Origin of the sequence: Algoriphagus jejuensis (genome assembly GCF_039523455.1) — a bacterium.
Lineage (GTDB): Bacteria > Bacteroidota > Bacteroidia > Cytophagales > Cyclobacteriaceae > Algoriphagus > Algoriphagus jejuensis.
Genome location: NZ_BAAAFI010000048.1, coordinates 62,181 through 86,337, shown reverse-complemented (window position 1 = coordinate 86,337; position 24,157 = coordinate 62,181). Strand labels below are relative to the sequence as shown.

The following is a 24,157-nucleotide window of genomic DNA, read 5'->3' as shown; positions in this document are numbered from 1 at the left end:
ACTTTTTTTTTCACCACTTTATCGGCGCTATGCCCTTTTCCTCCAAGTATTGATTTGCCTGCGAAAAATGCCGGCAACCCATGAATCCCCGATAAGCAGACAAGGGACTCGGATGAGGAGCTTTGAGAATCAGATGTCTTTCGGAATCGATCAGCTCTGCCTTCTTCTGTGCATAAGAACCCCAAAGCATGAACACCACATTTGTCCGATGTGAATTGATCACACGAATCACGTGATCGGTAAACAGCTCCCAACCTTTGTTTTGATGAGATCCGGCTTGATTGGCACGGACCGTAAGTGTAGCATTTAGCAGAAAAACACCCTGCTTAGCCCACCTGGTCAAATCCCCATCGGGCGGCATCTCCATACCAACATCTGTTTGGATTTCTTTCAAAATATTCCTCAGACTTGGCGGAAAAGGAACACCAGCCTTAACCGAAAACGATAGGCCGTGTGCCTGTCCGAGCCCATGATAGGGATCTTGTCCTAATATCACTACCTTTACCGACTCTAGGGGGCACAGCTGAAAGGCGTTGAAAACTTCACTGCTAGGCGGGAAAACCAGTTGATCTTGATATTCGTTTTGGACAAAAGAACTCAAACGCTTAAAAAAATCCTCTTCAAACCGTTCTTGGAGTGAGTTTTTCCAACCATCTTCAATTTTAACTTCCACGTATATTGATTATCGATTTTGTCTACAAAATTGTAAGTTACTGAACTGCTAAGCGTAAAACCAACATGGTCGTCTCTGTCACACAAGGAATTCAGGTGAGCATAGAAGTCACCTATCAGGCTGAGTTTTCAAGTCCTCATCAGCATCATTACGTCTTTACATACAAAGTAATCATCGAAAACAAAAGTCAACACACCTACCAACTGCTGCGGAGAAAGTGGGAGATTTTTGATGCCGCAGAATCACCAAAACTCATCGAAGGAGACGGAGTAGTTGGCCAACAACCTACTTTGGAGCCGGGAGAATCTCATACCTACGTATCTGGCTGCAATCTCAAATCGGGACTCGGCAAGATGAGGGGCTCCTACACAATGGAGAAGCAGATTGACGGGAAACTCATCGAAGTTGATGTCCCTGAATTCCAGATGATCGCCAACATTTTTCATAATTGATTTGAGAAACTTTTTCTTCTCAGCCCGGGTACTTCTTAGGTATTGGTTGCAAAAAGAAGACCGGTTCAGCCAGCAATCCTCATTTGTTTTCGACAGGTACGCTAGAATGCTTCTCTTTCTAAAGGAAAACAAACGAGGAAATTCTGAAATCGAAAGCTTTCGGAAAATGCTTTTGGGTGATCAGCAAAATATTTGTGTTCTTGATCTGGGTGCCGGCTCAAAAAAAGTCCCACAATCCCTCCGTTCGATAGCCAAAATTACACGCTACTCCACCAGCGGAATCAAATTTGCGCAACTCTATCAATACTTCTGTAGTCTGACACCGGCAGAACATGTCCTAGAGTTTGGCACCTGCGTTGGCATAGGGACACGCTATCTGAGCCTGGCTACGAAAGGGAGATTGTACACCTTCGAAGGCTCCGCCGAAATTCAAAAAGTGGCTCAGCGAGCTCCAGTCCCCAAGAACATTGAGTTTGTGCTAGGCCCGATCGCCCAGACTGTTTCAAAGGTATTGGCATCCATCCCAAGTGTCGATTTCGCATTGATCGACGCCAACCATACTTACGAGGGGACGCTAGAGACGTTTTTCGCATTGCTGCCGAAGACTCATTCAAAAACCATCATTGCGATTGGAGACATTCACTGGTCACCGGAGATGGAAAAAGCCTGGAAAGAGGTCCAAGCTCATCCTGCTGTAAAATTGACCCAGGATTTTTTTGAATGTGGAATCATCTATTTCGACTATCCAGGAGAAAAATCCCACTTGATCCTAGAAGTCTAATTTTTTCAGATTGATAAAAAGTTCTGTCCCCATCCTAGCTGGAATTGAATTGACACAGGGTTCAAACTTTTCAAACTCAAAATACGGCTCAAAATAAGCTCGGTACTCCTCAGCCGATCCTCCAAACGGCGGCCCGTCAACTCCAAAATCGCGATCAAAAAGAACTCCAACCAACCGCCCACCCGGTTTGAGCAGGCTGTGCACCTTTTTAGCATATTCCGGCCTCTTAGCTGGATCCAAAGCACAGAAGAAAGTCTGCTCTAATATCAAATCATACCAACCCTTATGTTCAAAAAAATCCTGATGATAAACCTGAGCTGCTGGAAAAGACGGATGCTTTCTTAAAAAATCCTGTATCGGCAAAAGAGAAATATCCAGTAAATGAAGTCTTTTGAATCCCAGCAGCCACCCTGCCGCTACCTCATGCGCGTTCCCAGCCCCGGGAACGAGTACATCAGCGGACTTATTGTCAAGTTGGCAAAGATATTGATAAAGTGGTGGTGAAGGGTGTCCAATGTCCCAACCCGTAGCTCCGTTTTTGTACCGGGAAGACCAGAAAGTTTCATCCAAGTGTAGCATATCATAAGCATCAATAAAGATCAACAAACATGAGCACAAATTTCGAAAAGGAATCAGATCAGAAGAAAGACCAAAGTAAGAACATTATTATCATTGTCCTTATCCTTTTGGTCATCATCAGTGGTATCAAACTCTATACAGACTACGTTGACCGCACAAAAAAAACGGAGGAAATCTTACTCCTATCGACTGAAAACAACGAGCTGAACATGCGGCTTGATTCAGTCACCTACCAATTGGATCTCCGAATAAAGGAAATCGAAAAACTAGGCGGAGACGTGCAGGCGCTAGAGGCGGTGAGAGATCAGATGATCGCAGAACGAAACTCCACAAAACAGCGTAACTCCTCTGAAATTGCAGCACTGAATGGCAAGATCACTAGCCTCAATGGAATGATCGCCGAGAAAGACCAAGAGATTCTCGAGCTAAGAGCAGCCAACCAACAGCTCTTTACAGAAAATCAGGATTTGAAAGTGACTCAGGCAGAGATCGAGGAAGAAGTGGCCCAGCTCAATATCCAAAAGCAGGACCTCCAAGCCAAAGTGGACGTCGCCTCGATGCTCAAAGTCGAAAACATCAGCATCGCAGCTGTGAACTCGAGAGGTAAGGAGCGGATCGAAACAACCAAAGACTTCAAAAACAGACAAATCGAGCGTCTAAAAGTAAGCTTCAACCTTGCTGACAATAAAGTAGCCGAAAAAGGCCCAAGAAACGTGTATGTGCAAGTATTGGGACCAAATTCCCAACCGATCTTCGACGTGGCTAAAGGCTCAGGGACATTCATGATCAACGGTGCCGAGTTGTTCTACACTGTAAAGCAGGACATCATCTTTGACAACTCGGAGCAGGAATTGGTATACTATTATGAAAAAGGATCAGACTACGCTTCAGGCACTCATGAAGTAAAAATATACGTCGACAACTATCTAGTTGGCGGAAAGACCTTTACGGTGAAATAGTCTTCTATTCTTGAAGAGCAATCAAAGCCTCCCTGAGCGGAGGCTTTTTTGTTTTATACACCCAGAGATTATAAATCAGGATTAGGATTCCAGCCTCAAACTCCCTACTTTTGCGGTCTGTTTATTCAAATTCCTTAAACACATTAAAAAAATGTTCCAAAGAAATTATGAGACGGTATTCATTTTAACTCCCGTTTTGTCTGATGTTCAGATGAAGGATACTGTCGACAAGTTTGTGAACTTGTTAAAAGAAGAGGGGGCAGACGTTATCAATGTGGAGAATTGGGGTCTTAAGAAGATGGCATACACCATCGACAAGAAGACTACCGGTTTTTATGTATTGGTTGAGTTCAAAGCTGATCCGACTATCATCCGCAAATTTGAACTTGAGTTCAGACGTGATGAGAAAGTAATGAGATTCCTGACGACTGTACTGGATAAGCATTCCATTGCTTATGCAGACAGAAGAAGAAAAGGAGAATTTAACAAAAAAGTTGAAGCTAAGGAGGAGCCAGCACAATGACATTATTCAACGAACCAATCAACAGAGGCGAAATCAGAAAGAAATATTGCCGATTCAAGAGACACGGTATCAAGTATATCGACTACAAGGATCCAAACTTCCTTTTGAAATTCGTCAACGAACAAGGTAAAATCCTTCCTAGAAGACTTTCCGGTAACTCCGCAAAGTACCAGAGAAAAGTAGCTCAGGCTATCAAAAAAGCAAGACACTTGGCTCTTTTGCCATTCGTAACCGATGGGTTGAAATAATTGGCTCTTGTATCGTTCAATCACAAAAGATCATTACAAATGGAAATCATTCTAAAAACAGACATCAAAGGTCTTGGATATAAAAATGACTTGGTAGACGTAAAGCCAGGATACGGAAGAAACTACCTGATTCCTCAGGGTTTCGCCGTATTGGCGACCGGTTCTAACAAGAAGATCCTTGCTGAAAACATCAAGCAAGCAGCTCACAAAGCTGAAAAAATCAAGACTGAAGCAGAATCCACTGCTACTAAGCTTGCAGAAGTAACATTGGAAATCAAAGCGAAAATCGGTGATTCCGGAAAAATCTTCGGAAAAGTAACTACGCTTCAGATCTCTGACGCTTTGGCAGCCCAAGGTTTCGAAATCGACCGTAAGAAAATCGCCATCTCTACTCCGGTAGAAGGTGCGGGAGAGTTCACCGCAGACGTAGATCTTCACAGAGAGGTGAAAACCAAAGTGAATTTCGTTGTAGTAGGAGAATAAACTTCTTCTCAATACCAATAAAAAAGGCTCGCATCACTGCGAGCCTTTTCTGTTTTAAGCCAATGCTTTTTCTAACTCATCCACCAATTTCTTGGATACAGATTTAGCGTTCTTTTCACGGGCTTCCTTTAAAGCAACTAAGGCTTGATTTGCCTTTTCAATCACACCTGTGGAATTTTGATCATTTTGGAAGCTGACCCAGCACCAGCTAAATTCAGCCGCCAGTTCCGCTTGCTTCAATTTTTCTAATTTCTCGACAAGTTCTGTTGCCAATTTTTTCATTTTCTCGACCTTCATAGCACTAAGTGTTTTGTTTTCAAATTTCGAAGCAAATCACTGCATTTATTTCCAAAAAGACAACATAACAACTTGAATATTAACAAAAAGACAATTTTATTTCATTTATTTCATGCCGTATCCGTGAACGAAGACCACCTGATGATTGCTGTAAAAAACCTCGTTCTAATCCCAGGACACGACAAACCTCCCTTAGCACACCAGAGAAGATGCAAAATTCACCCCATGGTGTAGTTCTATCAATCACCAGAAAGAATCGAAAAATCAACCTATGGGCAGAAAGTGGATTCGACGCTGTTCGATACGAATTGCAGCAAAGCCCGACAACAATGCGACAAACCGCCTTCTTGTGCAAAACTTTCAACTCGACAAAACCGTTAGGGTCAATTTTTCTAGCTGAATTCAAGGATTTTACAATACCGAATAGAAAATCTTCGAAGGCCTGTTTGGAAAAAAAGAAGCAAGACTTTACCTTTGTGACACTTTAAAGGAAGCCAAATTTTGCTTCCCTACAAAATTGGCTGATGGTGTAACTGGCAACACGTCTGATTTTGGTTCAGAAGAGTCCAGGTTCGAGCCCTGGTCGGCCAACAAAAAAGCTTCCAAATTGGAAGCTTTTTTGATTTTTGGGCCTTGTTCACATCAATAGCTTGGAATCCTTTTTTGATAATCGAAGCCTGTACGCATTCATGGCATATTCTCCCAAGTGCTCGGTGAGTTTGTAGTTAACCACCGCACCTACCGGCGCTCCGATTATAGGCACTAGCTGCGCCAGCTTTGCCAAGTCGATATAATCTCTATAATCCAGCTGAAAAGTCCTCCAATCAAACTGGCTGAAGTCCTTGGGCAACTCTTCCTTGTAGCTCTCCCAGTTTTCCAACAATCCGATGAGGTCATTCCTCCGAGACTGACTGGAAAAGCTCAACTGAAAAACATACAGCAAAAACAGCCGCTCATGATATTCTTTGGTGTTGGCGCCATAGAGCGCAGCGATATCAAAAAGCATCTTCATCTTGATCGTCAGGAAAGCCGGGAAGTCCGCGAAGCCCAACAAAATCCCCCCCGCACCAGTCAAAGCTCCTTCTGCAGATGCGGTATTCCGATACCATTTGATCCGCTTTCTGACCTTGTCTTCCCGCTCTTTCAGCGTAATCGGCTCTTTCACCTTCGGTACGATCCACCCCGAACCCGTCAATACCGCTTTCACCATATTCTCAATAGCAAGGGTAATCGCCTTGTGGACCTTCTCCGGAATGATCGAATTGATCTTGCTCTGAACGCCCTGTGTCATCCGACCCAAAATCCCCGGAGTCTTTTTGGTCTTGAGAAGCCAAACCAACAGTTCTGCGTTTACGATACTTTGATAAGTACTCATGCGTTGTTTCAAATTTTTTTAAACTCCAAAATACCGCTCAGGTTACCATTAGAACAATTGCCTATTGACCCTGCCAATTCCGACTTTTCAGCTGGAAAGTGTAAAAGCGGCTCATTGATCAAAACCTGGCCTGGCAAATTGAAGATAGTTTGGAACCAACGCCGTGAGCAATATTCTTGATTTTTCTAAAATCACCAGCAAGCTCAGAATCGAATCCTGTTCATCTTCCAGGGCATCCAGTAAGATTTTCCATGCCTGCATACTTCGTTCGATGGAGATCATCGCAAGCTTGGCAGAACCCTTGCAGCTTTTCTCCTCTCAACCCTTCCCATCAAATAAATAGCAATCAGTAAGTACAATCAGCGGATGCTCGTCCTGGATTTTATCCTCCTCCTGGATAGTCGTGCCGTTTTTACTTTCTGCAATGATTTTTTCGATATCCATCCCCTGTTCTTTCGCCAGCGCATGAAGCATCTCCATGGTCTCCTTGAAATTCTCCGCCAAGGCGTTCCAAAAGTCCTCCGGAGACTTCAAATCTCTTTCTTGCTCGCGCTCAAACACCCTGCATCTTGCTGTAACGTCACAGCGCTCGCACCAGCGATCACACCAGTTGTATATTCCCGAAATAAATTGAGCGTCATTGCTATCCATAGATTACCATTGATCGATTGGAATAAGTTACGGTGAAAAACTGATGTAAAAAGAATTCAAACTAGTCAGGAAATTCTCGTTCGGTTTTTTGGGTAAAAGAGCGAATATATCCACACCTTTCCATTCTCAAACCGAAAAAAGCCGCCCTTGGGAGGCGGCTTCTGGTTTCCAAGAGCTTGATTGGTTACTTATAGAGATTGTTAAACAACATCTTAAAAGTGCCGTGTGACTGTGCTCTGAAGGTGATCTCCGGCCCGTAAGCGTAGAGTTTACCCTTGCCTATTTGGGCTTCAAAAGCCGTCACGCCGTTTTTCAGATACTGCTGACCCCAAGCCCAGCCGCTTTTCAATGGCGGCTCAGCGCCAAACCAAGCAAGCGGCTTGATTCCTTTTGACGCTGCATCCGGAGATAGTTTAAATACCGGGCTGTTATTGAAAAGCACATTGGCAGTTGCACCCATGCCATAGTTTGCCGGTGCAGATTCGTCGACGTACATCTCCAACACGCTGCCAGGAATGTAATATTTCTCTCCAGTAAGGGAAATCTCATCTCCATCGGAAATCTCCACAAGTGCATCCGAAATCGGCAAGTCTAACAAATAGGCTAGCGAAGTCGCTGCGCCAACTGTTACGATCTGACCTCCATTTTCCATAAAACTCTTCAATTGAGGAACTGATTTATCGACGGTCAAACTCCCCATCATATGATGATACTCGGAAGGAATCTCTTCTTTGCTGACCGATCTGCCACCACCATACCTTCCTCCACCGCCCGGTATTCCAGGGCCAATAAATAGGATCACGTCGTACTTTTCTGTCAGGTCGCCTGCGTCGATCTCCTCAGGAAAGACCACGTTATAGTCAAAATGAAACTGCTCCATCATCCATCTTACCCAGCCGGAAGGCATCGAGCCACCATAATAATCGTATAGGGCTATTCGTGAAGGTTTGATTTCTTTGGCTCCGGAGGGGATTCCGGACGCTGCGGATACCTTTACTCCGTATTTTTTAGCGACTTCTGTCAACGATTTCTTACCAGACGAAGCAACATAAAATGAACCAGCAGGAAATCCATTTGCAGCGGTGGCTGTTCTAAACACCTTTACTTTTGCTTTCAACAGATCATTCACCGCCAAAAAGGAGTCATTGACTCTGGCATCGAGCATGTAGCCTGAGCCCGATGGAACAATCGTCGGATCTGGAGACAGCAACTGTCCATAAGCGACGCGCTCAAATGGCCCTTCTATACCTTCCATAATTCTGTCAAACTCGACTCCCATCTGGAAGGCCAATGTCCAGCCTGCCGCATCGTAAGGTCTGATGGGAGGGCCTCCGGGATAAAGAAAGTCATTCGGGTGATCCTGAGGCTCAAACATATCCAGCACGTGTGGTCGGAAAGCTTGTGCAGCTTTCACCACATACGAGCCTTTGGGGTAGGATTTTCCACTGAGAGAAAAATCAGCCGTAGCTTTCTCTACCAACACGCCAGACTTGATCAGGGCATTCAGAAACTTGATTGCTGTAGAAAAATCAGGCTGATCAGCGGAAAGGACATAGCCTCGTGAATCTTTTCTCGAAGGATCTTTATACACCGAGTCATAAAACTGAAGCGGCAGACCTGAGCGGAAGCCGAAGCTTGCCATCTCTGGGTCGTCGGAATCTCTCTTTTTCTTCGAAGCGTCAAATTCCTCCTGTACCGCCTGAGCGTACTTCGGATACTTAGTCCATGTATCCGTATTTCCTCGGTCAACAGAGTTTTTACCCATCAGATAAAAATTATACAACAACTCATCACCATGTCTCACGGCATGATTGAGAATTGAATAATTCAGCGACACAGAGTATTCAATCGACCTTCTAAATGGCCAAGGGCCCGGAGTAACCGGGTACGGAGTTCCGTTGTTTGGAATCAGCCTATCCGGTACCAAAGGGATAGAAAAAGGAGAAGGGTCACCCACAATCTCGGTCAAAATCCCAATCATGTTATGATAATAAGGGGTAGTTCGCAAGCCACCATTCCACCAAGTGGAGAATACCGAGCCGTCGAGTCTGGTGTAACCCGGCTTATCTTCGACATGGAGGCGGTTGATCATGGCCGCACCAACTGCATCGAGGCTAGTGATAATTAAAGGATCAAAAACATGATTGAATGGGTCTCTGTATGGAGGCCCCGCAACAACAGTCCCCGAAGGGCCACTTTGATGGTGATTATACACAATTTGCGGAAGCCACTCCACATATTGCTGAAGGGAGATATTGGTCGTCTCCTTCATATTATTCATGTAAAAGTCGCGGTTGTTGTCATGCCCCACATATTTCTGGTACAGCACCGGAATATTCTTGTTTCTCTTCTCCTGATCTTCATTCCTCATATACCAATCGGACATAATCTCCATCCCGTCTGGGTTGGCATGAGCCAAGAGTATAATGACTTCATCAAGGATCTTCAGCGTCTCCTCATCATTTCTTGAAGCCAGCGTATAAAGGGTCTCGATTAACTGTTGCGCACCTACCACCTCGCTGGCGTGCAGGCCACCATCGATCCAGACGACCGGTTTCCCTTCTTTAGAAAGCGCTTTTGCTTCTTCGGGAGTGAGCTCTGCACGGCCGAGTTTCTGGGAGATTTCTTTGTACTTCTCCAGCTGCGCAAAATTCTCAGGAGCGGTGATAATCAGCATTGGCTGCTCTCTACCAAACTCCGTCTTTCCGATGCTGGTGTAGCGTACCCGATCGGATGCGGCATCTACTTTTTGGAAATAGGCTTCAGTTTGTGAAAAATTAGCGAGCATGTACGGATCGCCGATGTCAAACCCAAAATGCGATTTTGGAGTCGGAATGGATTGGGCATCTGCCGCAAAGGGCAATATCCCAAGGAAGAGGACTAAGCATAAAATTCTTTTCATGAGGTCGGGGTTAATACCAGTTCCCGGTAAAAATAAACCATCTACTAGGTAATCAGCGACAAACACCCCCTTAAACTCCAAAAATTACAGGATCGGTAAGTTGACAGGAAAATCGCGGAAGTCAAGACACAAACTGTTTGCGATCGATTTCAAAATTCTCGCATTATTGCTTGGATGAAATGCCCTGCTTCTAGCCCATCCGTCAAAAATCCTTACTTTTGCCATCGATTCCATTCTTTTCTCCAACCTCCAAAAAACCAATCCACCATGTCTGAGGTCAAAATATTTGCAGGTACAAACAGCCTCCACCTGGCAGAAAATATCGCCAAAAGCTACGGCAAGAAGCTCGGCGATTTGACCATGTCCAAATTCAGCGACGGAGAAATGTCCCCGAGTTTCGATGAGTCAATTAGAGGCTGCACTGTATTCATCATCCAAAGCACCAACCCCCCAAGTGACCATATTATGGAGCTTTGTCTGATGATCGATGCGGCGAAGCGCGCCAGCGCATACAAAGTCTGCGCAGTCATCCCCTATTTTGGCTATGCCCGCCAAGATCGAAAGGATCGACCTAGAGTATCCATTGCCGCGAAGTTGATCGCGAATATGATCACCTCAGCCGGTGCAGATCGGATCATGACCTGTGACCTGCATGCCGGACAGATTCAGGGTTTTTTTGACATCCCTTTGGATCACTTGAATGGATCAGCTATCTTTGCACCCTATTTGGAAACGCTCAGCTTGCCAAACTTGATTTTTGCTGCTCCAGACATGGGGGGCGTAGGTCGAGCAAGGTCATTTGCAAAGCATTTTGAAGTAGAAATGGTCGTCTGTGATAAGCATAGAAAAAGGGCCAACGAGATCGCATCCATGCAGGTAATCGGAGATGTGGAAGGGAAGGATGTGATACTTGTGGATGATTTGGTCGACACCGCCGGGACACTTTGCAAAGCTGCCCAAATCATCATGGAGAAGGGAGCCACCTCAGTCAGAGCCATAGTCACGCACGGAGTGCTCTCTGGAAAGGCCTACGAAAATATTGAAAATTCCGTTTTGGAAGAGTTGGTCGTCACTGACACCATTTCTCCCAAGATGGCGTCTCCTAAAATTAAAGTACTGAGTGTGGCGGAATTGTTTGGAAAAGCCATCCATGCAGTGACGGGCAACACCTCAATCAGTGCTCTCTTTATTTAAAAGAAACCATTTTAAAATACAAATACTTATGAAAACACTAGAGGTTATAGGGTTTAAAAGAGCAAATCTCGACGGTGCCGCTTTGAACGAAATCAGAGACGCAGCCAATGTTCCCTGCGTAGTTTATGGACCAGGTATCCCTGAGCAAGTTCATTTCTATTCTCCAGCGATCCTTTTCCGTGACTTGATCTACACTCCAGACGTTCACTTGGTTGAGCTGAACATTGAAGGAACGATCATCAAAGCCGTTTTAAAGGACGCACAATTTCACCCGGTAAGCGAGACTTTGCTTCACGCAGATTTCATGGCTTACACGGAAGACAGACCGATCAAATTCGAAATTCCTGTGAAAATCGAAGGCAGTTCTCCAGGTATTGCAAAAGGTGGAAAGCTGGAGTTCAAAACCAGAAAATTAAAAGTAAAAGGTACAGCAGGAAATCTTCCTGACTACATCTCTGTAAATATCTCTGATTTGGACTTGGGCAAATCATTCAAAGTTAGCGAGTTGCAAGTAGAAGGATTTGAAATCCTGACTTCGCCAAACGTATCCATCGTGACTGTTGGTATTCCAAGAGCACTTAGAGGCAAGAAAGCAGAATAATTCAACGCTTGTTGATTTTACAAATCCTGTCCCTCACCGGACAGGATTTTTTTTTTAATTTCAAAGCACTGAAAAGTATCACACATGAAATACCTGATCGTGGGACTGGGCAATATCGGCCCGGAATACGAACTCACCAGACACAACATCGGCTTCCTCACCATCGATCGACTTGCCGACAAGGCTGGCACCACTTGGAAAAGTGACCGGCTGGTCTTCAAATCCGAGATGAAACACAAAGGCCGGACATTACACCTGATTAAGCCGACTACCTACATGAACCTCAGCGGAAAAGCCGTCAATTATTGGATGAAAGAGCTGGGAATCACTAAGGAAAATGTTTTGGTATTGGTAGACGATGTCGCAATCCCATTTGGCAAACTGCGTATGCGGGTCAAAGGCAGTGCAGCCGGTCACAATGGCCTGAAAAACATCGAAGAACTCACCGGCGGACAGGATTACCCCCGACTTCGGATGGGTATTGGAGATGATTTTCCGAAAGGACGACAGATCGACTTTGTGTTGGGGAGGTTTACAAAACAAGAGTTTGATGAACTTCCGGAGATCATGGACAAGGCGATCGAGATGGTTTTCGGCTTTTGCACCATCGGAATTGCTCAGACGATGACACAATTCAACGATTGATTGCAGACGGGATTTGGAAATAACCAATTCTCGCTTTTTATTTGCAGCACTTCAGGAGACTGATTTATAAAGAAGAGGCGAGAGAATAGGCTCGATGACCCTCTGGCAACCATCCCTGCCAAGGCGAAAGGTGCCAAGTCCTACCCTTTGCGGGAACTATAAATTGGCGTATTAACTACTGCCTCAATTCTGGTTCGGATTCTGCCTCTGGGAAAATTCTTTTTCAATCCTGGACAACAACCGTATTCAAAACTCCCAGACTATGAGTCATTTCGAAACCGATGCTATCCGTATCCAAAGCCGATCCGATCAGCGAGAGCATTCCTCTTCCATCTGCCTGACCTCCAGTTTCACCTTCGAATCTGCGGAAGAAGCACGAGCGATGTTTGCTGAGGAAATCCCCGGAAATATCTATTCTCGCTACGCCAACCCCAATTCCACGGATCTGATTGAAAAAGTCTGTGCAGCAGAAGGCACCGAAGACGGGATTGCCACCGCTTCGGGAATGGCGGCGATGTTCTCCAGCATGGCATCGCTACTTCAGCAGGGCGATCATGTATTGGCTGCGCGATCCCTATTTGGCTCCACGCATCAGCTGCTGACTCGGGTATTCCCGAAGTGGGGCATCACTTCGACCTATGGTGATATCTCCGATTGCCAAAACTGGGAGAAGCTCGTGCAGCCCAACACCAAGATGCTCTTTATCGAAACTCCGTCTAATCCTGGCCTGGAAATCATCGATCTGGAGTGGGCGGGAAAATTCGCCGCAGCGCATAACCTCATCCTCGTGGTGGACAACTGCTTTGCGACTCCCTATCTTCAGCAACCAGCAAAATGGGGAGCACACATCGTCGCCCATAGCGCAACAAAATTTATTGATGGTCAGGGAAGAGTGATCGGAGGTTTGATCTTGGGAAAAAAAGAACTGATCAAGGAAGTGCAGTTTTTCACCCGCCATACCGGACCCTCGCTATCGCCTTTCAACGCTTGGGTTTTGTCAAAAAGTATGGAAACACTGGCTGTCCGTATGGACCGTCACTGCGAAAATGCACTTAAGATTGCAACCTATTTCGAAGGAAATTCAGAGCTCGAAGCAGTGAAATACCCCTTTCTCAAATCACACCCGCAACATACACTTGCTTTGAAGCAGATGAAAGCCGGCGGGGGCATCATCACCCTGACGCTGAAAGGCGGCGGAGAAAGAGCACAGCGATTCATCGATCAACTGCAGATGGTTTCGATCACTCCAAATCTCGGTGATGCCCGCAGCATCGTCACCCACCCAGCGTCGACCACCCACAGCAAACTCACTCCTGAGGAGCGTGCCAGCGTGGGAATATCTGATGGCTTGATCCGACTGTCCGTCGGACTGGAACACAACGAGGACATCATCAAGGATGTGGAGCGCGCAATCGAAAAGTCCAAGTACTAGAATCTTAGACGATAAAAAATCAAAAGGGCCCGAAATTTCGAGCCTTTTTAGATTTTACCAGGTGGTATGTTTGAGTTTCGGAAAAGCCCGGATCACGTCGCTGAGACTGATCTGCCCCACTAGGTGACCATCTTTCAAAACCGGAAAACGTCTAATTTTGTGTTCGAGAAACTTTTGCGCAGCATCAAAAAGTGACAAATCCGGCGACACCGTGATTACTTCAGTACTCATGTGTTCTTTGACTTTGGCCGGAAACCGGATCGTGTTCGTATACTTCCCACGGATGATCTCGGCCAGACAATCCCATTCCGAAATGATCCCAACCAGTCCGCCGGCTTCGTCTACCACGGGACCGCCCGAGATTTTCCGTTGAGTCATCAGCTCCAACACTTGGTCTATCGAATCCTCCAATTTGAAAGTAACCAAACTCGTGGTCATATGGTCTCTGACCAAAATCTGTTGGATCGGGGTCTTTGGCTCCACCACTCGAACCCCTTGAAAACTTTTTACCATAGCATGTTATTTTAAGGAATGATAATAAGATACTGATTTCTAAAGACAAGAGAAATAATATCGTGAAAAATTAACCGTTTATTGGTTTTTATTTCGAACACTAATGAAATAGCAAACTATTATATGCGTATTTATATCAATCCGTGAATATGCTGAATCCTGCCAATAGTAGAATTAGTTCGGGGAACTGTCAATCACATAAACACTGAAATTTGAAAGTTAGAAAACGAAAGGTGAAGGGTCGAGCGGTTTAGGTCTTTGCTGCAGTAGAATAACCAGTTCAAAAAAAATGATTCAAACCAATTGACCGCTAATTCAACTTGTTTCTCAAAACAACAAAAGGTGTCCATTTTTCCGTTGGCATTCTATACAGTTGGTCAAATTCAAATGAACCCACCACGATATCCAAGTCGCCATCCAGATCCAAGTCGCCTTTGGAAACGGTCAACCAATGTAAATCGGGGACGCTGGCCAAAACGTAAGGTTCAAATTTCCCCTTCGTCGCTTGCTGAAAATAGATCAGATCCTGCCTTGGGTTTTGATTCTTCTCCGGAAAAAAGGCAATCGCAATCAAGTCGGTTTTCCCGTCCTGATCAAAATCTCCGACTTCCATTCCGCTTGCTCCATGCATGGGGTAGAACCATTTTTCCTCAAAGCTCCCAGACCCGTCATGCTCAAAAATCCGCACACCGTGATAATTTTTCAAGATCTGAGATAGATCTGCATTATCGCCATTGACCAAAACCAAATCCGGAATGCCGTCGCCAGTCATGTCTGCGTATCGGAAATCACTCGAGCCAAACGCCGGCTGAAATGCAAGCAGTGTCCTTTCCCGGAATTGACCTTCGCCTTGGTTTTCAAAAAACAAAACCGCTTCTCTCGCCTGAGTCATCAGCGCGAGAATATCCATATCTCCATCCTGATCAAAGTCCACCGCAATAGACCTTCTGGCGCCTGGATCTTGCTTCAAAATTTTCTCGGTAAAACCCATCGAGTCAGAAAGGTAAAGGCTCAATTTCCCCAGGTGATTTCCAAAATGACTGATCAAATGATCTTCTTTTCCATCACCATTCCAATCTGCAAATTCGACATGGACGGGCCGCATGAGCTTTTCTCCCATCGATTTTACAGACATGGTCTGCCCGGATTTAGAATACTTCTCCAATGCGCCTAAGGAATCATTGGCGGGATCCATGAGTCCCATCGAAAGCAAGTCAAATGACTCGTCCGATCTCCATTTAACCTCCACCGGCGCAACCGGGGTCGCAATCGAATCGAGTTGACCAAACTTATTTTTGGAATCCAAGACAAAAAGCGACCGAAACCGATGTCCTGCCCAAAGGTGCCCGGTCTGAGGATGTACCCTCAGCATCGTCGTCAGATTGGAACGCACCATCGAAAAACCCGGCACTTCGAGTTCGAATCCAGGAATACCGATTTTGGGACTTGCCTTTTCGATCTGAGGAAGTGGTTGTTCAGGAGCATTGTCGAGGTAGTAGGTTAGTAGTTTATTCCAGTTTTCCCGGGTGATCATTGGGCCTTTGGAATAAATCCCTTCCGGCACCCCATCGTCCTGAGGCAGAACCGTTCCAAAATCCTCCTCCAGGTACAGCCCCATCCTCTTGCGCATATCGGGCAGCACCTTGGTTTCCCAAGTCATTTTGTCCAAAATCTCTGGCTCGGGCTTTAGGTGACAGGCAGCGCAGTAGCCATTAGCCAATTGCTCACCGGAAAGATCCAACTCCGAATTGGCCAACTGCTGCAAACTCAGCGGCGGCTGCTTCCGCTCGGATATCTGCCCGCAACCCAACACCAACAAACCCAAAAGACAACCTAAATACTTCCGCATCCCGATATTACAATACTGCTTTGAACTGCTTTACAAGTTCCTGATCCACGCCGAAATGTTGGGAAAAATCCAGGGGCGCGCCAGAAAATGAAAGATCAGGATTGATAAACTGATTGGGAGAGGACTTGGCCAACTTGCAGGATGCGTGAACTTCGCGCAGCAATCCGCTCTGCTTCAAGACAGGAATGTGTTCCGCCTTTGTGCCACCGCCAGGCATGATGACAATCTGATCACCGGCTTTCTGAAGTAAATCCTGAATTACAGGAAGTCCCTCAGTCAATGAATTTTTCCCACCGGAAGTCAAGATCCGCCGAAAACCCAAATGGATGATCCGTTTAAGCGAATCGTCCAAATCCGATGAGGCATCAAATGCACGGTGAAAGGTGCACGGCTTGTCTCCCACTGCTCGTAATAGCAGCTGGCAGGCGGTTTCATTGACCTTGCCTTTTTCATCCAAAACCCCAAAAACAAAGCCGTCTGCCCCCAGCTCATTCAACAACTGAATGTCCTGCTTCATGACGATCAGTTCCTTTTGGGAATAGACAAAATCTCCACCCCGAGGCCGGATCATGACAAAGACAGGAATATCAACCTCGCTTTTCAAAAATCGCAGCATCCCAGCACTGGGAGTTTCTCCACCTTCGGGAAAATTTGCACACAGCTCCAGACGGTCTATACCAAACTGCGCCGCTTCTATCGAACCCTGCAAATTGAAAACCGGAGCTTCTAAAAGGATTTTGCTCATGGCTTGAAATGAGACTTGGAATCAACCATGAGATTGCCTGAAGTACTGGCTTTAGCAAAATTGAACCCCGGATGCACGGCATAGGCTCCAGTTTCGCCGTCCTTATTGATAGCCAAAAATCCAGCCTGGATGTCTTTGATGTTTTTATTTTTCGAAATCAATCGCTTCACCGCTTCCTCGCAAGCCTCCTGCGGAGTCCTCCCCTGGCGCATCAGCTCCACGATCAAAAAGCTCCCACAAATACGAATAATCGACTCTCCAAGACCAGTAGCAGTCGCCGCCCCGACTTCGTCATCAACGAAAAGACCCGCGCCAATGATAGGACTATCGCCTACCCTGCCGTGCATTTTATAGGAAAGCCCACTTGTGGTACAGCTTCCCGCCAATTTCCCATTGGCATCTAAGCCGATCATCCCGATAGTGTCGTGATTTTCGATATTGATGATCGGTTTGTATTGACTAGTGACTTTCCATTTGTCGTAGGCTTTTTGCGCCTCAGGACTCAACACTTCTTCCTCTATAGGAAATCCCTCAGCTATCGCAAACTGCCGAGCACCCTCACCGACGATCATCACGTGTGGGGTTTTCTCCATCACCGCTCTAGCCAAAGTGATGGGGTGCTTAATCTGTCGCACAAAGGCCACCGAACCGCAGGCACCGTCTCCAGTCATGATCGAAGCGTCCAACGTGGTGATTCCTTCCCGGTCAGGTAGACCCTGAAGACCCACCGAAAGATTGGTCAAGTCTAGCTCTGTATTTCTCACACCAGCTTCGACAGCGTCCAGGATGCTACCGGTTTCTTTGAGCTTGGCCCATGCATCAGCGTTGGCGGGCAGGCCGTGATTCCAGGTGGATAGGATCAGTGGTTTTTCGCCCGCAACTGATCTTTCAGCTGGAGTAGCGGTGTAGGCAGACGTGACTCCCGGTAAAAAAATAGCGGAACCCAGAATGGATTGCTTGATAAACTTTCTTCTTTGAGACATGAAACGTATTTTAGAAATGGCTTTCAAATTATGAATTTGACCCCTAAAATCCCTCACTTCTTCCTAAATCCCAAAAACAATTACATGAGACCCTATATCCTTAAAGAAGCAAACTGGAAAGATCTGAAAACCTTCAGATATGAGCTGGCCATCCTCCCATGGGGAGCGACCGAAGCTCACAACTACCATATGCCCTATGGGACAGATGTTTATGAAGCGGACGGAATCGCAGCCGAAGGAGCCAGAAAAGCCTGGGAAAACGGGTCAAAAGTCGTGGTGATGCCCTGCATCCCATTTGGAGTCAACACTGGACAAAGCGATATCTATCTGGACATCAACCTCAATCCCAGCACCCAGCTGATCATTCTTAGGGATATTATAGAGGTGTTGAACCGTCAGGGGCTGAAGAAGTTTCTGATCCTCAATAGTCATGGAGGAAACAACTTCCAGCCCATGCTCCGTGAACTGGGATTGAAATTTCCTGAAATGATGCTTTTCACCTGTAATTGGTTTCAGGCTTTGGACAAATCCAAGTACTTCGAAGAAGCTGGGGACCATGCTGACGAAATGGAAACCTGTCTGATCCAGTACCTTCATCCCCAACTGGTTTTGCCGCTGGAAGAATCTGGCGCCGGGGCGGAGAAAAAATCTGTAATCCGGGGAATTCGTGAGAAATGGGCTTGGAAAGAGCGGGAATGGTCAGAAGTCTCCGCGGACACAGGGATAGGGAATCCAAAAAAAGCCTCCCCTGAAAAAGGGAGGCGCTATTTTGAAGATGTCACCGACAAGGTCGCTGGGCTGATTCAGGACATTTGCGCAGCTAAACCAGGCGAGCTTTACCGCTGATTAATTTCTGGTGAATATCTCGACTGGAATCATCTGCCCCTTATAGTCGATCATTACTGCTGATTTGGCATTTTTGGGGAAAGTGATTTCTCTGGACGATTGCGATCCAAAACCTGATCCCAGGCTGAGGTCGTAGCGCTGCATCCTGCCACTTTCCAATTCGATAATCAAAGCCATGGCCTCTTGGTCAAGTGAAAGCGTCTTACCTTCTTGATTTCCGACTTTAAACGCCAGCAGTTTGCCTCTATTTTGCGAAGCGAAATAGATCGGAGCACCTCGCGCAGAGCTGAGCTTCACCAGTGCTTTGGCATCACCAGGAACCACGAAGCCGCTTTCCATTGGACTGGAAGGTACAAAGCCACCTTTGCCATCGCCCAAAAGTAGCAGGCCAACTGACGCATCCAGTCTGCCGATGAATATCTCATTTCCATAGTCGTTGCCGACCAAGAGGATATCCGTGAAACCGTCCCCGTTGACATCATCGGTGACGATGCCATTGGTCGGTGCGATCTGAGCCATCACCGGCAATTGATGTACTTCAAACTTGCCGTTGCCGAGGTTCTCAACCCACACCGTCCGATCATAGTTTCCGGTAAGAATCTGGACGTCTTTTTTCTCGTCTTCGGTAAAAAAAGACTGCTCAGTGCTCAGCGCATAATATTTATAGCGTTCAAACTTTCTTCTGAACATCGGGCTTTGACCGTTTAGATCATCCCAAAAGTGGCTTGGAAAGGAATTGTAGGCCCCACCCTGTTTTTCCTTATAGTATGCAAAAGTCACCGGATCCATGCTTCCATTGTTGTCAAAGTCCTTGGCATAGATTTTCAGCGGACGAACCGATGTCGGGCTGTGGGAATTGTTGGCGCCAAGATTTCCGACGACCAGATCCGAGTCCCCGTCTTGGTCAAAGTCCGCCGAAGTAACGGAATTCCACCAACCCAGATGGTTCTCAAGTCCGGAATCAGCCAACTTTTCCAAGGTTCCTCCTCTGTTGACAAAGACCGTAATCGGCATCAGCTCACCAACCACAATCAAGTCGACTTTGCCGTCCCCGTTGATGTCAGACCATATGGCATCTGTCACCATTCCGATTTCACGCAGACCAGGAGCAAGCTGATCCGTCACATCGCTCATCTGCCCGTTTTCATTTCTCAGAAGAAAGCTTTTCTCAGCGATCGGAAACTTCCCGATCGGGCTTCGCCCTCCGACAAACAAATCTATGAATCCGTCTCCATCAAAGTCAGCGCCTCGGACCGTGCTGCCGTTCGCTTTTACGGCAGAAAAATTTTGATCCAAGGTAAAGTTTCCACTGCCATCATTGAGGTAAATACGATCGAGGTATTCTGCCGCATCAGGCAAAAATTCTGCACTTCCACTAACCAAGTACAGATCGAGATCTCCGTCATTTTCCACATCCAACAGGAGAATCCCAGTTTCCTCGAAAATCGGATTTTGGCCGGGAAGCAGCTCTTTTTGAACAAACCCTCCCGACTCCTGCTGCGCATACCACACCGGGGAAAATCCCGACGAGGAACCGACAACCAGATCCTCCGTTCCATTTCCATCCAAATCTCCCACAGCCAGCGCGGGCCCAAACTGGGTCAATTTATGAGGAAGCGTCCGCTGAACATTAAAGTCAATTTTATCCTCCTCTTGGTGCACAAATGATATCCCCAGCTCTTCTGCAACTTCTGAAAGTATATGGGATGAGCTGCCCAAATCGATGATAGCAACGGAGTGTTGACCTGCTTTTGCGTCAGCATAATCCACTTCGATCACTTGGTTTGCGCTTACCTCGGTGAGCACTGACTTCTTTCCATCCGGCCAGATCACCGCCACCTGAGCCACAGCGGTCACCGAATCCAAACCAAAATGAAGTACCTCTTCGATGGACGACATGTACCCCCTCGCGACTTGCATTTCCTGAAAGAGCCGAATCCCAGCCTTTGGCGTGACCAGCACTTTGGCACCTAAGCCTTGCGGGTTTTTCGCTGATCCCTTAAGGTCCACCCGAAGGTAATTAGGAGACTGCTTCTGCTCGTTGAGTTTGTTTTCAAAGACAAAAGCCGGGTCATTGATATTGTTGACGACGTAGTCCAAGTCACCGTCCAGATCCAAATCCACCAAAGCGGCGCCATTGGAGAAGGAAGGGATATTCAAGCCCCAAATCTCTCCGCTATCTTCAAAACCAAGATTTCCGGTGTTTCGGTAGGAGTAATTGGGGATCTTGACAATCGGAATGGAGTCCAGCAGCTGCCGCGTCGAAGCAATGCTTCCTACATCCGACCGGTAATTGGCGAAATCCTTGTCCGTAATATCTCTCGGGAAACCGTTGGTAATGAGAAGGTCCCGTAGCCCGTCATTATCCACATCCCCGAAAAGCGGCGCCCAACTCCAGTCTGTCTGATAGACTCCTGCCATCATTCCGACTTCCGAAAATGGGATTTCAGGCCCGTTGTTCAGGTGCAGCATGTTACGGACGTATTGGTATTCGTATCCAAACTGCTCATTGTTGATATAGGTCTGATAGACATTTTTGCCAATGGTGGTCTTCTTGCGAAAGTTGTCCTCGCCAAGCATATCGATGGTGACGATGTCAGGAAGACCATCGTTGTTAATATCGGAAATATCAGCTCCCATGGAAAACTGGCTCTGGTGTCTCAGATTCTGCTTGGTTTTGTTGGAAAAAGTACCGTCTTGGTTATTGATGTAAAGAATGTCGTTGGTGATGTAGTCGTTGCTGACATGGATATCCGGCCAGCCGTCGTTATTGATATCCGAAACAACCAAACCAAGCCCAAATCCTTCAAAGACGATTCCAGCTTCGACCGTGACGTCGGTAAAGCTGCCATCTCCATTGTTGCGATAAAAACCATCATTGTTGACCGCAGAACCGTCGATTACCTTGGGGCGAAAATTGGTAGGCTTAGCAGTCAGCTGTTCGTTGTTTAGCACATAGAGATCCAAATCTCCATCCAAGTCGTAGTCCAAAAATGCCGCTCCCATGCCGTTTCCTGGATCTGCAATCCCGTAGTCCGCAGCCATTTCTTTAAAGAAAACAGCACCGGACGCATTTTTTCCCTGGTTGACAAAAAGCAAGTTGTTGCGCTCTCCAGGCCCCTTTTTCATGGCGGTAGCGACATAGATATCCGGCCAGCCATCGAGATTGATATCGACGACAATGCTTCCCGTACACCATCTAGTTTCTGCCATTATACCCGATGCCTCAGATATGTCTTTGAATTTGAACTCGCCCTCATTGAGATAAAGACGATTCGCTACTTGATTGCCCGTAAAAAACAAGTCAGGAAAGCCGTTTTGGTCAAAGTCAGCGACGGCGACTCCCCCGCCGTTGAAGATGTACTCGTCGGTCAGGATATTGAAGGAGTCTGATTCTATGATTTCGTTGTTGAAATTTATTCCGGTCTCGTCCGGAGAGGTTAATGTGAAAAGCTTTGAATCCTTTTCACAGGAGGAAAATAACGCAATAAAGCAAAGGGCAAATGGGGTGATGCAGTACTTCATGGGGGTAATTTCGGGTAAGGGTAGGAACGTTCAAATTAGCATTTTCCCGTCTGTAGAAAAAAATGATTGGTCGTAAAAAAACAAAAAAGAGGAGGCAAATGCCTCCTCTTTCAATTTTAATCAAGCTCTAATTAGAATCCGGGGTTCTGAGTAAGAATGTCTGAACCAACCAAGTCAATCTGGTCTTGAGGGATTGGCACCCACTTGTACTTATCAGTGTATTTAGCGCCACCAAGAGCAGCAGGGAGTTTCGCAGCATCATACGCAAAGTAAAAGTCCAACTCTGCCTGGACAGTACCCCAACGCTGCAAGTCATAGAATCTATGGCCTTCCATTCCTAGCTCAAGAAGTCTCTCCATACGAACTGCAGAACGCGCCACGTCGGCAGAAGCCCATGGTGAACTATAGGTGTTGATTACATAGTTCGCGGCCATAGTACCATCCGCTCTTTTAAGTTTGGAGTTCATTGCACGAGTTCTAACCATGTTCACATACTCACGAGCTTTCTCCAATCCGCCAGTTTCGATTTCAGCTTCAGCTGCCATCAATAATACATCAGCAAATCGGATGATCATGTAATTGATCCCTGTGTAGCCTGGGGTCCAAGAGGAGTTATCCAGGAAGTTAGCTTTCTCTGCTACTTGATAGACATACTTTTTAGGAGTATAAGGTCCTCCATTTGGCTGGTTTCTGATCCAAGCATTGCCTGGGTGATCTTGCCAATCCAAATAAGGAAGGCCTCTTCTGCCTACGGTATGATCCAAACGTGGATCCAAAGGACCAGCATCTGGGGTAAAGGCAGCATTTGAGGCCACACCCATGTCGCTTTTTACTTCATTGGCAGCACTGTTGTAAGACTTATCCAATAATGGCAAACCATTGGCAGTTCTGAATGCATTTACGAAAGTAAAGCTAGGCTGGAAGAATCCACAGCATCCGCCTGGGCCACCGTTGTAGGGGAAGTTCAAGTCGAATTCCGGGTTGGCGTTGTTCACAGATCCTGTACCGGCTGCAGACTGATATGCCCAAACGGATTCCTCATGGTTATCATTAGCTCCACGGAACATGTCATCGTAGTAGGGAACCAAGCCATACTTTTTGTTATTTGATGTCACACCATTGGTGATTACGTCAGTGAAAAGCGTTTTGGCTTCAGCGTACTTCTTCTGATACAAGTAAACTTTTGCCAAATAAGCTTTGGCAGCCCATACGTTGACCCTACCTACTTGCGCTTGAGTAGCTGGCAAGTCTTTTACGGCATCCTGGAGATCCTTTTCGATAAACGGCCATAATGGCTTGTCATTTTTCACATCTTCTAGTCCACTGCCGTAGTCGACAGTTTCGTCAACATAGGGAGTTTGGTTGTAATCACGAGCCAGTTCAAAATAGAAGTGTGCTCTTAGGAATTTTGCCTGAGCAGTTATTCTGATCTTGTCAGCTTCCGTCACATCGGGACCGGCTTTGGCCAAAAGTCTCAAAACTGAATTTGCTCTAGCAATTCCCTCGTAGCAGACATTGTATTTAGAACCCATTTCGCCCCCAGCAGCATTGTTTTCAAAGCGTTGGATGGGGTTGATAGTACTAAAATCTCCGGGGTCAGTTCCTTTGTTGGCCTCGCCTCCTCTGATACTTCCCCAAACCCAGTTGGAAGGGGAACCTAGTCGGTTTGCACGACCATTTACCTGAGAATACACCGCGATCAAAGACGCATCAAGTCCAGCCAAAGTGCTCAACTGGCTTTCAGACAACTGCCCAACTGGCGGTATTTCCAGAAACTCCTCGCTACAACTCACCGCAACCATCATCGCCGTGGATGCAAGTAGGGCACCGATTTTTAATTTAAAATTCTTCATTTGTTTAATCTATTATAGTGTCTATAAACGATTCAAATTTTCTTGTAC

At 46.3% G+C, this 24,157-nt stretch carries 24 protein-coding genes, 1 tRNA gene and 1 riboswitch; of the genes, 12 read left to right on the top strand and 13 right to left on the bottom strand.

Features of this window, described 5'->3' with window-relative positions:
- Window positions 1-10: 10 nt before the first annotated feature.
- Window positions 11-673, bottom strand: a complete 663-nt coding sequence (ung, locus tag ABD031_RS20435) for a uracil-DNA glycosylase (protein WP_343854692.1) — start codon at window positions 671-673, stop codon at window positions 11-13.
- Between the two features lie 65 nt (window positions 674-738).
- Here ung and apaG point away from each other — a divergent pair, with 65 nt between their 5' ends.
- Together apaG and ABD031_RS20425 are read left to right on the top strand one after the other, a co-directional pair.
- On the top strand, window positions 739-1,125 hold the full coding sequence (gene apaG, locus ABD031_RS20430; protein ID WP_343854690.1) for a Co2+/Mg2+ efflux protein ApaG: 387 nt from the start codon (window positions 739-741) through the stop codon (window positions 1,123-1,125).
- Between the two features lie 166 nt (window positions 1,126-1,291).
- Window positions 1,292-1,906, top strand: coding sequence for an O-methyltransferase (locus ABD031_RS20425; protein WP_343854689.1), 615 nt, complete (start codon window positions 1,292-1,294; stop codon window positions 1,904-1,906).
- Here ABD031_RS20425 and ABD031_RS20420 read toward each other — a convergent pair.
- Window positions 1,895-2,512, bottom strand: a complete 618-nt coding sequence (locus ABD031_RS20420; protein WP_343854687.1) for a class I SAM-dependent methyltransferase — start codon at window positions 2,510-2,512, stop codon at window positions 1,895-1,897. The genes ABD031_RS20425 and ABD031_RS20420 overlap by 12 nt on opposite strands.
- 2 nt (window positions 2,513-2,514) lie before the next feature.
- On the opposite strand from ABD031_RS20420, the gene ABD031_RS20415 reads away from it, so the two are divergent.
- From ABD031_RS20415 to rplI, 4 genes are all read left to right on the top strand, one after another.
- Window positions 2,515-3,444 carry a hypothetical protein gene (locus ABD031_RS20415; protein ID WP_343854684.1) on the top strand — a complete coding sequence of 310 codons (930 nt, stop codon included), beginning with the start codon at window positions 2,515-2,517 and terminating at the stop codon, window positions 3,442-3,444.
- Window positions 3,445-3,595: 151 nt separating this feature from the next.
- Window positions 3,596-3,967 carry a 30S ribosomal protein S6 gene (rpsF, locus tag ABD031_RS20410; RefSeq protein WP_343854682.1) on the top strand — a complete coding sequence of 124 codons (372 nt, stop codon included), beginning with the start codon at window positions 3,596-3,598 and terminating at the stop codon, window positions 3,965-3,967.
- Window positions 3,964-4,215, top strand: coding sequence for a 30S ribosomal protein S18 (rpsR, locus tag ABD031_RS20405; RefSeq protein ID WP_343854680.1), 252 nt, complete (start codon window positions 3,964-3,966; stop codon window positions 4,213-4,215). Before rpsF ends, rpsR begins: the two co-directional genes overlap by 4 nt.
- A 39-nt stretch (window positions 4,216-4,254) precedes the next feature.
- Window positions 4,255-4,698 (top strand): 50S ribosomal protein L9, encoded by a 444-nt coding sequence (gene rplI / locus ABD031_RS20400; protein ID WP_343854678.1) that lies wholly within the window; start codon window positions 4,255-4,257, stop codon window positions 4,696-4,698.
- Between the two features lie 54 nt (window positions 4,699-4,752).
- Here rplI and ABD031_RS20395 read toward each other — a convergent pair whose 3' ends face one another.
- Window positions 4,753-4,995 (bottom strand): hypothetical protein, encoded by a 243-nt coding sequence (locus ABD031_RS20395; RefSeq protein WP_343854676.1) that lies wholly within the window; start codon window positions 4,993-4,995, stop codon window positions 4,753-4,755.
- A gap of 518 nt (window positions 4,996-5,513) precedes the next feature.
- Between ABD031_RS20395 and ABD031_RS20390 the strand changes: the two genes are divergently transcribed.
- Window positions 5,514-5,586 (top strand) — tRNA-Gln (locus tag ABD031_RS20390).
- Between the two features lie 46 nt (window positions 5,587-5,632).
- Here ABD031_RS20390 and ABD031_RS20385 read toward each other — a convergent pair.
- The 4 genes from ABD031_RS20385 to ABD031_RS20370 form a co-directional block, all read right to left on the bottom strand.
- Window positions 5,633-6,370 (bottom strand): EcsC family protein, encoded by a 738-nt coding sequence (locus ABD031_RS20385; RefSeq protein ID WP_343854674.1) that lies wholly within the window; start codon window positions 6,368-6,370, stop codon window positions 5,633-5,635.
- A 111-nt stretch (window positions 6,371-6,481) separates the two neighbouring features.
- Window positions 6,482-6,652: a hypothetical protein gene (locus ABD031_RS20380; protein WP_343854672.1), complete on the bottom strand. Its 171-nt coding sequence runs from the start codon at window positions 6,650-6,652 to the stop codon at window positions 6,482-6,484.
- A gap of 36 nt (window positions 6,653-6,688) precedes the next feature.
- On the bottom strand, window positions 6,689-7,021 hold the full coding sequence (locus tag ABD031_RS20375) for a hypothetical protein (protein WP_343854670.1): 333 nt from the start codon (window positions 7,019-7,021) through the stop codon (window positions 6,689-6,691).
- Between the two features lie 184 nt (window positions 7,022-7,205).
- The gene (locus ABD031_RS20370; protein WP_343854667.1) at window positions 7,206-9,923 is read right to left on the bottom strand and encodes a M14 family metallopeptidase; all 2,718 of its coding nucleotides are present in this window, start codon (window positions 9,921-9,923) and stop codon (window positions 7,206-7,208) included.
- A 267-nt stretch (window positions 9,924-10,190) separates the two neighbouring features.
- Here ABD031_RS20370 and ABD031_RS20365 point away from each other — a divergent pair, with 267 nt between their 5' ends.
- From ABD031_RS20365 to ABD031_RS20350, 4 genes are all read left to right on the top strand, one after another.
- Entirely contained in the window at window positions 10,191-11,117 is a 927-nt protein-coding gene (locus ABD031_RS20365; protein WP_343854665.1) for a ribose-phosphate pyrophosphokinase, read from the top strand.
- Window positions 11,118-11,145: 28 nt separating this feature from the next.
- Window positions 11,146-11,718 carry a 50S ribosomal protein L25/general stress protein Ctc gene (locus ABD031_RS20360; protein ID WP_343854664.1) on the top strand — a complete coding sequence of 191 codons (573 nt, stop codon included), beginning with the start codon at window positions 11,146-11,148 and terminating at the stop codon, window positions 11,716-11,718.
- Window positions 11,719-11,802: 84 nt separating this feature from the next.
- Window positions 11,803-12,363: an aminoacyl-tRNA hydrolase gene (gene pth, locus ABD031_RS20355; RefSeq protein WP_343854662.1), complete on the top strand. Its 561-nt coding sequence runs from the start codon at window positions 11,803-11,805 to the stop codon at window positions 12,361-12,363.
- A 61-nt stretch (window positions 12,364-12,424) separates the two neighbouring features.
- Window positions 12,425-12,528: riboswitch (SAM riboswitch) on the top strand.
- 97 nt (window positions 12,529-12,625) lie between these two features.
- Window positions 12,626-13,795: a trans-sulfuration enzyme family protein gene (locus tag ABD031_RS20350; RefSeq protein ID WP_343854661.1), complete on the top strand. Its 1,170-nt coding sequence runs from the start codon at window positions 12,626-12,628 to the stop codon at window positions 13,793-13,795.
- Between the two features lie 54 nt (window positions 13,796-13,849).
- On the opposite strand, the gene ABD031_RS20345 is transcribed toward ABD031_RS20350, so the two are convergent.
- From ABD031_RS20345 to ABD031_RS20330, 4 genes are all read right to left on the bottom strand, one after another.
- On the bottom strand, window positions 13,850-14,308 hold the full coding sequence (locus ABD031_RS20345; protein ID WP_343854660.1) for a CBS domain-containing protein: 459 nt from the start codon (window positions 14,306-14,308) through the stop codon (window positions 13,850-13,852).
- A gap of 310 nt (window positions 14,309-14,618) precedes the next feature.
- Complete coding sequence (locus ABD031_RS20340; RefSeq protein WP_343854658.1) at window positions 14,619-16,157, bottom strand: FG-GAP repeat domain-containing protein; 1,539 nt, start codon at window positions 16,155-16,157, stop codon at window positions 14,619-14,621.
- Between the two features lie 7 nt (window positions 16,158-16,164).
- A complete protein-coding gene (locus tag ABD031_RS20335) occupies window positions 16,165-16,902 on the bottom strand; it encodes a copper homeostasis protein CutC (RefSeq protein WP_343854657.1) in 738 nt (245 codons plus the stop codon).
- Window positions 16,899-17,885, bottom strand: a complete 987-nt coding sequence (locus tag ABD031_RS20330; protein ID WP_343854656.1) for an isoaspartyl peptidase/L-asparaginase family protein — start codon at window positions 17,883-17,885, stop codon at window positions 16,899-16,901. The genes ABD031_RS20335 and ABD031_RS20330 overlap by 4 nt, the downstream gene beginning before the upstream one ends.
- Before the next feature lie 84 nt (window positions 17,886-17,969).
- Here ABD031_RS20330 and ABD031_RS20325 point away from each other — a divergent pair, with 84 nt between their 5' ends.
- On the top strand, window positions 17,970-18,731 hold the full coding sequence (locus ABD031_RS20325; RefSeq protein ID WP_343854654.1) for a creatininase family protein: 762 nt from the start codon (window positions 17,970-17,972) through the stop codon (window positions 18,729-18,731).
- Here the strand turns inward: ABD031_RS20325 and ABD031_RS20320 are convergent, their stop codons facing one another.
- Together ABD031_RS20320 and ABD031_RS20315 are read right to left on the bottom strand one after the other, a co-directional pair.
- Window positions 18,732-22,256, bottom strand: coding sequence for a VCBS repeat-containing protein (locus tag ABD031_RS20320; RefSeq protein ID WP_343854653.1), 3,525 nt, complete (start codon window positions 22,254-22,256; stop codon window positions 18,732-18,734).
- Window positions 22,257-22,387: 131 nt separating this feature from the next.
- Window positions 22,388-24,109, bottom strand: coding sequence for a RagB/SusD family nutrient uptake outer membrane protein (locus tag ABD031_RS20315; protein ID WP_343854652.1), 1,722 nt, complete (start codon window positions 24,107-24,109; stop codon window positions 22,388-22,390).
- Between the last annotated feature and the right edge of the window lie 48 nt (window positions 24,110-24,157).